We start from the raw sequence: 12341 nt of genomic DNA on the forward strand, positions 1-12341 counted from the left end.
CGCATGGATGTCCTGTATTTCGCCTGGGTCCGCGAGCGGATCGGCGTGCCGAAGGAAAAGGTCGAAACCACTGCGGCCACGGTCTCCGATCTGGTGGCGGAACTCAGCGCCCGCGAAGACCGCTATGCCGCGGCCTTTGCCGACATCTCCGCCCTGCGGGTCGCGCTGGATCAGGAGCTGTCGGATTTCGACGCGCCGCTGGCCGGCGTCCGCGAAGTGGCCTTTTTCCCGCCCATGACCGGCGGATAGGGCGATGCGGATCTCCGTCCAGCAAGAGCCGTTCGATCTGGGGATCGAGGCCAATGCCTTTGCCGCAGGTGACACGGCCAATGGCGCCATCGTCACCTTTACCGGTGTCGTGCGAGATCTGGCGCAGACCGATCTGGCCTGCATGGAGATCGAGCATTATCCCGGCATGACCGAACGCGCCATCGCCAAGATCGCCGAGGAAGCCAAAAACCGTTGGTCTCTGGGCGATGTTCTGGTGATCCATCGCCACGGGAGGCTGGCCCCGGGTGACCGGATCATGATGGTCGCAACGGCGGCCCCGCACCGCAAGAATGCGTTCGAGGCTGCCGAATACCTGATGGACTACTTAAAATCCCGCGCCCCGTTCTGGAAAAAGGAAATCACAGGTTCGGGCGCGGAGTGGGTTGCCGCCAAGGACGAGGATGAGGACGCGCTGTCGCGCTGGTAGGCGCTCAGTCGGCGTTGTTGATCCGGCCGCGCAATTCCTCGGCTTCCTGGCGGGCGGCGCGCAGCCCGTCCATGGCCGCGGCCAGCTCGGCCTCGGTTTGGGTCAGCTGGTTGGTCAGCTCGGCCTCGCGCTGCTGCAGATAGGTGATCGCCTGATCACGGGTTTCCTCGGCCTCGTGCAGCTCCTGGCTCATGCGGTCCAGATCGGCCACGTCGGATTGGCGCACGCGCGACAGGCGGTGCACAAGCCAGTTGGCGAACCAGCCCATGCAGAAGGCGGCGAACAGGATGACGGCGGTGGCGATGATGAATTCGGCTCTGTTCAACTTACTGGTCCCCTGCATCCGTTTCGGATGCTTCTTCTTCTGTTGGCGCAGGTTCGGTTGCGCTTGTCTGGGTCTCCAATGCTTCCAGACCGGTTTCCTGATTGGTGACCGGCTCGGGCCGGATCAGGCGAAATTCGATGCGCCGGTTTTTCTCGCGCCCGTCTTCAGTGTCATTGTCTGCAATGGGCTGCGTTTCACCGTAGCCTGCGGCCGAGTAGCTTTTGGTCGGCACCCGACGGGCGCGCAATTCGTTCAGGATGGACTGGGCGCGTGACTGGCTCAGCTGCTGGTTCATCTCTTCACGGCCCTGGCTGTCGGTATGACCCTGGATTTCAATCCGGATCGGTCCGCATTCGCGCAGGATCTCGGCAATCTGGTTCAGACTGTCGCGGGACTCTGATGAAACCGTAGCCGAACCGGGCTCGAACGTGATCTTGCGGGTTTCCTGAACCTCGGCGATGCGACTTTCGCACTGCTCGGGGTCTGGCAGCGCGTCTTCGGGTTCGGGCGGAGGCTGATAGGTGATCGACAGGTCAAAGTCCTGCGCATCGCCCAGCTTGTCGGACAGCAGGCCCGCGATCTGTGCCTTGGCGTCTTCATCATGGCTGACGCCTGTCAACTCGACCTTGTCAGGCGTTACGGTCAGCACGCCGTTGTTCAGCCAGGACAGGGATTCCAGCCCCGCCAGAACGCGTACGGGCCAGTCCTGCGGCATCTGGTCGACCACGCGGGCGGCACTGTGAACCTGATCGGATCCGAAGGCAGCCCGGGCGTAGCTGTCGATCATGTCGCGCTGCAAATCGTCGCCCAGACGGCCGCGCAGTTGTACCAGACCTTCCGGGCTGCGGGTGGCGGTGAATTCCACAGGTCCGGCTTGTTCGTTGTTTTCTGGTTCGGGCAGAACCGCGTGCAGGGCGAACACTTCGGGCAGGGCGTTCTCCAACTCGCCCACGACCTTGTCGAAGGTGGCTGGGCTGGTGTTCGGTTCAGCAATCAGCGTGATGTCGGCATCCGACATCGTGACCGATCCTTGACCGATCTCGGACAAAGCCCGGATACTCAGTTCAGCGGCCTGCGCCCATCGGGGCGATGGCACACCCAGGCCGATTGTGCAGGTATAGGGCCCTGACAGCCCGGCATCCTGCGCGGCGGCAACAATGGTGTCGCGCGCCTTTTCATCCTGTGCCGAACAGGCGTCGAACTGTCCGCCATCCTCCGAAATCAGGTAGCGCAGGGTGAACGGAGTGATCACCGGGCGCGGTGCCGAAATCGCCAGACCGATGCGCAAGCTGGGCGGCGCGGCGCGTGTCAGCTCTTGTTCCAGCCGTTCTTTTTCCTGCTGGCTGTCGGCGATGGCAGTGATCTTGACCAGATCGGGGCTGGCGGAAATCTTGGCTCGCGGCAGCTTGGACAGGGCAAGGATGGCATAGGAAATCGCGTCGTCCCAGCCTTTGGGTTTCTTGTAGTCTGCGGTCTCCAGCAGGTCCGACACCCGCGCCTGGGGGTCCAGCTTCTGCAGCCGGGCCATCAGTGCGTCGCGATCCACGCTGGCCGGAACCAACCCGATCACGGATATGCCGCTGTCGTTCCGGAGAATTTCAGCCGAGAATTTGGGCGGAGTCAGGTCAGCCGTCGGGGCAATGTCCATCTCGTCGATCACCCGAGAGGTGTCGACCTGTGTACCGGCCGCGGTCAGCGCATTGAATCGCGTGGCCTCGTCCGGGGCAGTACCGGTCAGCACAACGCGCAGCCCATCCGCCTGCACTTCGGCCCACTCATGGCCCTGCATGCTCAGTGCGTTTCGAACGGCAGTTTCCGAGGTTTCTTCGATCTTGGTCACCGCGAATCCGGCGGCCAACAGACAGACTCCCGCCGACACGACAAAGATCAGGGCTGATGTCAGGAAATACGGCAAGCGCATGAGCGGTTTCTTATCTCCTCGGGCCATTGGGCGGGACTCTTACAGGCACCGGTACCGAGGTGCAATCAGAGGAGCAATGCGACGCAAAGGAAGATGAGCGGAATAAGGCCGGTGTCCCGGTTGGCGCGAAACAGTTGCAGCAGTTTCGCGTTGTCTTCGATGTCCAGCCCGCGCAGTTGCCACGCCATGTGCCACCCCATTGCCCAAGGTCCACCAATGGCCACGACCAGCGCCAACACGCTGGAATTGGGCAGCGCGGCCTCGACGATGGCCAGACCCATTAGCGCCACGGTCGCCACAAGGAAATACTTCAGCCATTTCGCGGTGTCGGTCCCGAACAGGCGCGCGGTGGACTTGATGCCGATCAGCTCGTCATCCTCGGCGTCCTGGTGAGCATAGATCGTGTCGTAGAACAGCGTCCAGGCGATGCCGGACAGGTACAGCAGGATCGCGGGCCATTCGACCGTGCCGCGATGCGCCGCCCAGGCCAGCAGGGCGCCCCAGTTGAAGGCCAGCCCCAGAAACACCTGCGGCCACCAGGTGAAGCGCTTGGCATAGGGGTAGATCGTCACCGGCAGCAGCGACAGGACGCCCATCGCGATGGCCGCCTGGTTGAAGGTCAGCAGGATTGCCAGCGCCAGAAGGCACTGGATGCCCATCCAGATCACCGCCTGCCGCACGCTGACCTGACCCGAGGGGATGGGCCGCGAGCGTGTGCGTTCAACCTTCGCGTCGAACTTGCGGTCGGTGATGTCATTCCAGGTGCAACCCGCGCCACGCATCAGAAAGGCCCCGGCCGCGCACCCAACGGCAATCCACAGATCGCCCAAGCGCGGCTGACCGTCATGCAGGATCGCCAGCGCCAGGCCCCACCAGCACGGAATCAGCAGCAGCCACGTCCCGATCGGCCGGTCCGCGCGCGACAGCCGCAGATAGGGGCGGGCAAAGGCCGGGGCGCGGGTATCGACCCAGTTGCCGGTAACGGCGTCGGCGACCTGACCGTCTGGTGTTGGGGCATTGCCTTGCATATGTAGGGTCTCATGAGTGCGAAGATCAGGCTGTATGTAGATCACCCTTTGGGTGCGGGGCAATCGGTTCCTTTGACGCGCGAGCAGGCTCATTACCTGTTCGGTGTGATGCGTCTGGCCGTAGGTGGGCAGGTGGCCCTGTTCAACGGCCGCGGTGGCGAGTGGCTGGCGCAGGTGGTCGAGTCGGGCAAGCGGGGCGGTGTTCTGAGCTGTCTTGAACAGACCCGGCCACTGCAACTGCCGCCGGACCTTTGGCTGCTGTTTGCCCCGATCAAGAAGGCTCGGACCGATTTCATCGTCGAAAAGGCCGCCGAGATGGGGGCCGCGAAGATCATGCCGGTGCAAACTGCCTTCACCAATTCCGAACGCATCCGCCAGGACCGGCTGCAGGCCCATGCGGTCGAGGCGGCCGAGCAATGCGGCGGCACCTTCGTGCCCGAGGTCTGCGACCTGCAGCGGCTGGACAAGCTGTTGGACAATTGGCCCGACGGCCGCGAGCTGATGTTCTGCGACGAGGCCGAGGCCGGGTCGGCCCTGCGCCTCGCCGCACAGGACAAGGGCCTGCCGTGGGCCATCCTTATCGGCCCCGAGGGCGGGTTCTCCGATGCCGAGCGCCAACGGTTGAAGGATCTGCCGTTCACGCATGTGGTCAGCCTGGGGCCGCGCATCCTGCGAGCCGATACGGCGGCGGTGGCCGCGATGACCCTGTGGCAACAGGCGCTGGGGGATTGGTCCTGATGTGGCGGCTGGCGCAGCAACAGGACATTCCGGCGATCGAACGGTTTCTTCTGGATCATGTGCAAAGCTCGATGTTCGCGCTGGCCAACCTGCGAGAGTTCGGCCTGAACGCACCCGCGCCGCGCGCGATGAGCATGTGGATGCTGGGCGACCCGCTGCGCGGCGTGTTCGGCATCACCAACGAAGGCATGATCCTGCCGCAATGCCCTGATCTGCCCGAGGCCGACCTGACCGCGGCAGCGGACCTGATCCGGGGCCGCACGGTCATGGGGCTGGCGGGCGAGGCTTCGCAAGCCCGCCGGTTTCTGCGACAGGCCGGATGGCAGGACCGCGCCGCGCATCTGGACCGGGACGAACCGTCCTTTGCGCTGGATCTGCGCGACCTGATCGTTCCGCCAACGGAAAACGCACGGCTGGTGCCGCTGTCGGATGGCGACCGAAGCCTGTTGATCCGCTGGCGCGAGGCCTGTCATCTGGAATCTTTGGGCACCGACCCGGGCATGGCCCGCAAGGCTGCGCAGAAGGACATCGACGGATGTATTCAGCGCGACTCGCACCGGCTGCTGATGGTCGACGACCTGCCCGTCAGCATGACAGGCTTCAATGCCACGCTGCCCGAGATCGTCCAGATCGGCGGCGTGTTCACCCCGCCCGCGCTGCGCGGCTGGGGTTATGCCCGCACCGCCGTCGCCCTGCATCTGGCCGAGGCGCGGGCCGCCGGCGTTCGCAAGGCCGTTCTGTTTGCGGCTTCAAACGCTGCCGTGCGTGCTTATGTTGCTATTGGGTTTGCCCCTGCCGGGACCTTTTCACTGGTCCTGTTCAGCGATCAGATGGAGGCCGCGTCATGAGTTTCATCCGTCCCGAAGCCAAACTGGCCCTGTGGCGCTGGCGCGAGGTGCTGGCCGCCGGGTTCGTTCTGATCCTTGGCCTCAGCTGGATCGGCGGTCCGGGCGGGTTGCTGGGCTGGCTGGGCTGGGTACTTGTGGCGGTCTCGATCGCGCTGGTCGTGATCGGCATACAGCGGGCCCGCTTTCGGCTAGGCGCGGGCGGGCCGGGCGTGGTGTCTGTGGATGAAGGGCAGATCGCCTATCTGGGGCCGCTGGAAGGCGGCATCGTCGCCACCCGCGAAATCGAGAGCCTGACGCTGGACCCCACCGCCAGCCCCGCGCATTGGGTGCTGCAGCAGCCCGGCCAGCCGCCGCTTCACATTCCCGTGAATGCCGAAGGTGCCGAGGCACTGTTCGATGTGTTCTCGGCCCTGCCGGGGCTGCGGACCGAGCGGATGCTGTCGGAACTCAAGGGCGGGGCGTCGCATCCGGTGGTCATCTGGGAACGCCACCCCTCGCGTCCGGCACACATCCGGTTGAACTGACGGTGCATTGACACCGGGGGAGATTGCGACCACCACTGACCCCCACGACTCGACACATCAGGATCGGAGCACGGTTCATGTCCATTCCTCAGTCCGGCGGCGGGCCGATCGAACGCCACGAACAACTGGCCGAATACCTGGCCGATGGCTGCAAACCCAAAAGCGAATGGCGCATCGGGACCGAGCACGAGAAATTCGGCTACTGCAAGGACACGCTAAAGCCGCTGCCCTATGAAGGCGAACGCTCGATCCTGGCGGTACTGCAGGGGCTGCGCGACGGGCATGGCTGGACCCCTGTGGAAGAGGCGGGCAAGCTGATCGGGCTGGAAAAGGACGGGGCCAACGTCTCGCTGGAACCGGGCGGGCAGCTGGAGCTGTCAGGCGCGCCACTGGAGACCATCCACGAGACCTGCGACGAGGTGAACGCACATCTGCGCGACGTGAAGGACATCGCCGACAAGATCGGCGTAGGCTTCATCGGGCTGGGCGCCGCACCGATCTGGAAGCATGAGGACATGCCGCTGATGCCCAAGGGCCGGTATGTCCTGATGAACGACTACATGGAAAAGGTCGGCGACATGGGCCGCGCCATGATGCGCCGGACCTGCACGGTTCAGGTCAACATCGATTTCGGGTCCGAGGCGGACATGGTGCAGAAGCTGCGCGTGGCGCTTGCCCTGCAGCCGGTGGCGACCGCGCTGTTTGCCAACTCGCCCTTCTTCGAGGGCAAGCCCAATGGCCACAAAAGCTGGCGCAGCTACATCTGGCGGCATCTCGATGACGCGCGCACCGGCATGCTGCCCTTCGTGTTCGAGGACGGCTTTGGGTTCGAGCGCTACGTGGAATATGCCTTGGATGTGCCGATGTATTTCGTCTATCGCGACGGCAAGTATATCGACGCGCTGGGCATGTCGTTCCGCGATTTCCTGCAGGGCAAGCTGCCCGCGCTGCCGGGCGAGACGCCAACCCTTTCGGATTGGGCCGATCACCTGACCACCGCCTTCCCCGAGGCGCGGATCAAGAAATTCATGGAAATGCGCGGGGCCGACGGCGGCCCGTGGCGTCGCCTGTGCGCGCTGCCCGCCTTCTGGGTGGGGCTGACCTATGACCAGTCCGCGCTGGATGCCGCATGGGATCTGGTCAAGGGCTGGGACTCCGAAACCCGCGAGGGGCTGCGCGTCGCAGCGGCCCGGGGCGGGCTGCAGGCGCAGGTCGGCGGCATCAACATGCACGATCTGGCGCGCGAGGTGGTGGCCATCGCCGAGTCCGGCCTGAAGGCGCGGGCGCGGCCGGGTGCGGGTGGGCTTGTCCCGGACGAGACGCATTTCCTGAACGCGCTGAAGGAAAGCATCCAGTCCGGCAAGGTGCCGGCCGACGAACTGCTCGAGCATTACCACGGCGACTGGCAGGGCGATCTGACGCGGATCTACCCCGAATACAGCTACTGACCGCGACCTGTTGCAATTAGGGGCCTGTTAGCCACATTCCCGGATCGCGCCTTGTTCGGCGGCGGCGTTTGCGCGATACATTCGGGTCAGGTTGTCTGGTCGTGGTGCTTTCATGGCGCGTATCAGTGAGTTGCATTATTCCAATGCCTATGCCGCGAATTCGGGCGTGTCCGAATTCTTGGAGGTGTCCCTTCGCCCGGACGAAGACCCGGCGGATTTCACCGTGTCTTTCTATCAGGCGAACGGGCAGGTCGGGATCGAGATCCCGCTGAACGATCCTTCCGTTCAGGTCACCGTGGACCCCGACAATAACGAGATCGTCTATGTCATCTCGGCCGATGATTTCCCGATCTTCCTGACCGATCCGGATGGCGGCGGGTCCAACAACTACGAAGCCTATGCGCTGACCAACAACGCCACCAGCGAAGTGGTCGACTTCTACGACATCGGTGGCGGCACGCAGAACATCGTCGCGGTCGATGGGTTGGCGGCCGGGGAAACCTCGGTCAACCTGCCGGTGCTGGTCGGGCCGAACCAGACCACGACGACCCTGCAATTCAACCAGCCCGATCCTGACACGCTGACATATGGTCCCTTGTCGCCAGGGGATACCGGGGCCGCCTGTTTCACGGCAGGAACCTTGGTGGATACCCCCGAGGGGCCGCGCCGGATCGAGACGTTGCAGCCCGGCGACACTGTCCTGACCGTCGATGACGGCCCTTGCCGGGTGCGCTGGATCGGCGGCCGCACGGTGCGCGGCGTGGGCCGGTTTGCGCCGGTGCGCATCCGCGCGGGTGTTCTGGGCGCCACGGCAGACATTCTGGTCTCGCCCCAGCACCGCATTCTTGTCAACGGCTGGCAAGCCCAGCTTCTGTTCGGCGAGGATGAGGTTCTGGTTCCGGCCAAGTCGCTGGTAAACGGCGACACCGTCACCGTGCAGCCCTGCGACATCGTTCGTTATGTCCATCTGTTCTTCGACCGGCACCAGCTGGTCACCACTTCGGGTCTTGTGTCCGAGAGCTTCTTTCCGGGGCAGGAGGCGCTCTCGGGGCTGGAACAGGAGGCCGCGCGCGAGCTGTTTGCGCTGTTCCCCGACCTGCGGACCCATCCGCAGGGCTATGGCCCCACGATCCGCCCGGTCCGGTGTGATCGACAGGCAGCGGTTCTGCGCGCGACCTGATCGCGCGGCCCGGCCCTCTTGCTTTCGCGCGCTGCTGTGATAGCAGGACAGCAACAGAATTCAGGGGACCGTCATGGACGATCTTAAGGCAAAATACCTGGGTCAGATCGCTGACGCAGGCGACGAAAGCACGCTGGAAGCGATCCGCGTGGCCGCGGTGGGCAAAAAGGGCGAAGTGGCGCTGAAGATGCGCGAACTGGGCAAGATGACGCCCAAGGAACGCCAGGTCGCCGGCCCCGCGCTGAACGCGCTGAAGGACGAGATCAATTCGGCGCTGGCCGCCAAGAAGGCCGCATTGGCCGATGCCGCGCTGGATGAACGTCTGCGGACCGAGTGGCTGGACGTGACCCTGCCCGCGCGCCCGCGCCGCCAGGGCTCGATCCACCCGGTCAGCCAGGCGACCGAGGAACTGACCGCGATCTTTGCCGAGCTGGGCTTCTCCGTCGCCGAAGGCCCCCGGATCGAGACCGACTGGTACAATTTCGACGCGCTGAACATCCCCGGTCACCACCCCGCGCGGGCCGAGATGGACACGTTCTACATGCACCGCGCGCCGGGCGACAATCGCCCGCCGCATGTGCTGCGCACCCATACCTCGCCGGTGCAGATCCGCTCGATGGAGAAGCAGGGCGCGCCGATCCGCGTGATCTGCCCGGGCGGCGTCTATCGCGCCGACTATGACCAGACTCACACGCCGATGTTCCACCAGGTCGAGGGCCTTGCCATCGACAAGGATATCTCGATGGCGAACCTGAAATGGGTTCTGGAGGAATTCGTCAAAGCGTTCTTCGAAGTCGACGACGTCGAACTGCGCTTCCGCGCCTCGCATTTCCCGTTCACCGAACCCTCGGCCGAGGTCGATATCCGCTGTTCCTGGGAAGGCGGCCAGCTGAAGATCGGCGAGGGCGATGACTGGATGGAGATTCTGGGCTCGGGCATGGTCCACCCCAAGGTGATCGCCGCCGGCGGGATCGACCCCGAGGTCTATCAGGGCTTTGCCTTCGGCATCGGCATCGATCGTCTGGCGATGCTGAAATACGGCATCCCGGATCTGCGGGCGTTCTTTGATAGCGACCTGCGCTGGCTGCGCCACTACGGGTTTGCGGCGCTGGATATGCCCAACCTGCATGGTGGCTTGTCACGATGAAGTAGCATGGGGCTTGCCCTGCTGCCCAAGAGAATTCGGCGGGTTGGCCCGCCTTACCGGACAGGAAAACAGAAATGAAATTCACCCTCTCCTGGCTGAAAGACCACTTGGACACCGACGCCTCGGTTGATGAGATCGTCGAGGCGCTGACCGATCTCGGGCTCGAGGTCGAAGAGGTCATCAACCCGGCCGACAAGCTCAAGGATTTTACCTTGGGCTATGTGAAACATGCCGAGAAACACCCCGATGCCGACAAGCTGCGCGTCTGCAAGGTGGACACCGACGAGGGCGAGTTGCAGATCATCTGCGGCGCCCCCAACGCGCGCGAGGGCATCACCGTCGTGGTCTGCAAGCCGGGCATGTATATTCCCGGTCTCGACCTGACGATCAGCGTCGGCAAGATCCGCGGCGTCGAAAGCTTTGGCATGATGGCGTCCGAGCGCGAGTTGGAACTGTCGGACGAGCATGACGGCATCATCGAGCTGCCCTCGGGCGAGGTGGGCCAGCGGTTCGTCGACTGGCTGGCCGAGAATGACCCCGCCAAGATCGACCCGGTGATCGAGATCGCCATCACCCCCAACCGTCCCGATGCGCTGGGCGTTGCAGGGATCGCGCGCGATCTGGCGGCGCGGGGTCTGGGCACGCTGAAGCAGCGTGACTATGCCCCGGTGCCGGGGGATTTCGAAAGCCCGATCAAGGTGACGATCGACGACGACACGCTGGATGGCTGTCCGCATTTCACCGGCCGCCTGATCCGCGGCGTCAAGAACGGCCCCAGCCCGCAATGGCTGCAGGATCAGCTGAAGGCGATCGGTCTGCGTCCGATTTCGGCCCTGGTGGATATCACCAACTATATGACCTTCGACAGCAACCGCCCGCTGCACGTCTTTGACGCCGACAAGGTCAAGGGCAACCTGCGGGTACACCGCGCCAAGGGCGGCGAGAAGCTGGTGGCGCTGGATGAAAAGGAATACACTCTGCAGCCCGGCATGATGGTGATTTCCGACGACAACGGCCCGGAATCGATCGCCGGCATCATGGGCGGGCAAGAGACCGGCTGTACCGAAGACACGGTGAACGTGTTCCTGGAAAGCGCCTTCTGGGACCACGTTCAGATCGCGCTGGCGGGCCGCGCGCTCAAGATCAACTCGGACGCGCGCTACCGGTTCGAACGCGGGGTCGATCCGGCATACACGCTGGAAGGGCTGGAGCACGCGACCCAGATGATTTTGGATATCTGCGGCGGCGAGGTTTCGAAGGCGGTTGAGGCCGGCAAGGCGCCGGACCATTCGCGCGCCTATCGGCTGGATGCGGCGCGGGTGCAGTCGCTGGTGGGCATGGACATCCCCGAAAGCGAGCAGCGCCAGACCCTGACGCGGCTGGGCTTCCGGCTGGAAGGCGATATGGCCCATGTGCCCAGTTGGCGCCCCGACATCCAAGGCGAGGCCGATCTGGTCGAGGAGGTTGCCCGCATCGCTTCGCTGACCAAGCTGCAGGGCAAGCCGCTGCCGCGCGTCACGGACGGTATTCCCAAGCCGGTCATGACTCCGGCCCAGCGGCGTCAGTCGATGGCGCGGCGCACCTGCGCGGCGCTGGGGTACAATGAATGCGTCAGCTATACCTTCATCGATAGGGCCTCGGCCGCGCTGTTCGGCGGCGGCGATGACGCGACAATGCTGGAAAACCCGATCTCGTCCGAAATGAGCCACATGCGCCCGGACCTGCTGCCCGGCCTGCTGCAGGCCGCGGCCCGCAACCAGGCGCGCGGCTTTGCCGATCTGGCCCTGTTCGAGGTCGGTCCGGTCTTTTTTGGCGGTGAACCCGGCGAGGAACGCACCCAGATCGCGGGCCTTCTGGTCGGGCGGACCGGTCCAAAGGATGTTCATGGCACCACCCGCGCGGTCGATGTTTTCGATGCCAAGGCCGATGCCGAGGCTGTGCTGGCCGCCATCGGTGCCCCGGCCAAGGTGCAGATCCTGCGCGATGGCGACGCCTGGTGGCATCCGGGCCGCCACGGCAAGATCTGCCTGGGCCCCAAAAAGGCGCTGGGCGTGTTCGGCGAACTTCATCCGCGCGTGCTGCAGCAGCTGGACATCAAGGGTCCGGCCGTGGCCTTCACCATCTGGCCGGACGAGGTGCCGCTGCCGCGCAAATCCGGCACCACCCGCTCGGCGCTGGAACTGCGCGACCTGCAGGCGGTCGAGCGTGACTTTGCCTTTGTCGTCGATGCCGATGTCGAGGCGCTGACGCTTGTGAATGCCGCTGCCGGAGCCGACAAGGCGCTGATCGAAGAGGTGCGCGTGTTCGATGAGTTCATCGGCGGCAGCTTGGGTGTGGGCAAGAAATCTCTGGCCATCACCGTGCGTCTGCAGCCGACGGAAAAGACTCTGAAGGAAAAAGACATCGAGGCGGTGGCGGAAAAGATCATCGCCAAGGTCACCAAGGCCACCGGCGGCGTTCTGCGCGGCTGAGGTGGCGTGAACCC

Annotated in this window: 12 protein-coding genes; 9 read left to right on the forward strand and 3 right to left on the reverse strand. The window is 64.4% G+C overall.

The window, feature by feature from the left end; genetic code table 11:
* The first annotated feature begins 3 nt into the window (after positions 1–3).
* Both moaD and ACR0NY_RS16240 read left to right on the forward strand, forming a co-directional pair.
* Entirely contained in the window at positions 4–249 is a 246-nt protein-coding gene (moaD, locus tag ACR0NY_RS16235) for a molybdopterin converting factor subunit 1 (protein WP_170359984.1), read from the forward strand.
* Positions 250–253: 4 nt separating this feature from the next.
* A complete protein-coding gene (locus tag ACR0NY_RS16240; protein WP_170359986.1) occupies positions 254–697 on the forward strand; it encodes a molybdenum cofactor biosynthesis protein MoaE in 444 nt (147 codons plus the stop codon).
* A 4-nt stretch (positions 698–701) separates the two neighbouring features.
* Here ACR0NY_RS16240 and ACR0NY_RS16245 read toward each other — a convergent pair whose 3' ends face one another.
* The 3 genes from ACR0NY_RS16245 to ubiA form a co-directional block, all read right to left on the reverse strand.
* Positions 702–1022, reverse strand: coding sequence for a hypothetical protein (locus ACR0NY_RS16245; RefSeq protein WP_170369868.1), 321 nt, complete (start codon positions 1020–1022; stop codon positions 702–704).
* 1 nt (position 1023) lies between these two features.
* Positions 1024–2943 (reverse strand): OmpA family protein, encoded by a 1920-nt coding sequence (locus tag ACR0NY_RS16250; RefSeq protein WP_170369866.1) that lies wholly within the window; start codon positions 2941–2943, stop codon positions 1024–1026.
* Positions 2944–3008: 65 nt separating this feature from the next.
* Positions 3009–3971 carry a 4-hydroxybenzoate octaprenyltransferase gene (ubiA, locus tag ACR0NY_RS16255; protein ID WP_093963569.1) on the reverse strand — a complete coding sequence of 321 codons (963 nt, stop codon included), beginning with the start codon at positions 3969–3971 and terminating at the stop codon, positions 3009–3011.
* Positions 3972–3983: 12 nt separating this feature from the next.
* Here ubiA and ACR0NY_RS16260 point away from each other — a divergent pair, with 12 nt between their 5' ends.
* The 7 genes from ACR0NY_RS16260 to pheT all read left to right on the forward strand — a co-directional run bounded on the left by ACR0NY_RS16260 (position 3984) and on the right by pheT (position 12327).
* Positions 3984–4709, forward strand: a complete 726-nt coding sequence (locus tag ACR0NY_RS16260) for a 16S rRNA (uracil(1498)-N(3))-methyltransferase (protein WP_170369865.1) — start codon at positions 3984–3986, stop codon at positions 4707–4709.
* Positions 4709–5557: a GNAT family N-acetyltransferase gene (locus ACR0NY_RS16265; protein ID WP_170369863.1), complete on the forward strand. Its 849-nt coding sequence runs from the start codon at positions 4709–4711 to the stop codon at positions 5555–5557. The genes ACR0NY_RS16260 and ACR0NY_RS16265 overlap by 1 nt, the downstream gene beginning before the upstream one ends.
* Entirely contained in the window at positions 5554–6081 is a 528-nt protein-coding gene (locus ACR0NY_RS16270) for a hypothetical protein (RefSeq protein ID WP_170369860.1), read from the forward strand. Before ACR0NY_RS16265 ends, ACR0NY_RS16270 begins: the two co-directional genes overlap by 4 nt.
* Positions 6082–6158: 77 nt before the next feature.
* Positions 6159–7529, forward strand: a complete 1371-nt coding sequence (locus ACR0NY_RS16275; RefSeq protein ID WP_170369858.1) for a glutamate--cysteine ligase — start codon at positions 6159–6161, stop codon at positions 7527–7529.
* A 112-nt stretch (positions 7530–7641) separates the two neighbouring features.
* On the forward strand, positions 7642–8709 hold the full coding sequence (locus ACR0NY_RS16280; RefSeq protein ID WP_170369857.1) for a Hint domain-containing protein: 1068 nt from the start codon (positions 7642–7644) through the stop codon (positions 8707–8709).
* A 73-nt stretch (positions 8710–8782) separates the two neighbouring features.
* Positions 8783–9856 (forward strand): phenylalanine--tRNA ligase subunit alpha, encoded by a 1074-nt coding sequence (gene pheS / locus ACR0NY_RS16285; protein ID WP_170369855.1) that lies wholly within the window; start codon positions 8783–8785, stop codon positions 9854–9856.
* Between the two features lie 74 nt (positions 9857–9930).
* On the forward strand, positions 9931–12327 hold the full coding sequence (gene pheT, locus ACR0NY_RS16290; RefSeq protein ID WP_170369853.1) for a phenylalanine--tRNA ligase subunit beta: 2397 nt from the start codon (positions 9931–9933) through the stop codon (positions 12325–12327).
* Positions 12328–12341 lie beyond the last annotated feature (14 nt).

Source organism: Ruegeria sp. BJ5 (assembly GCF_056537865.1).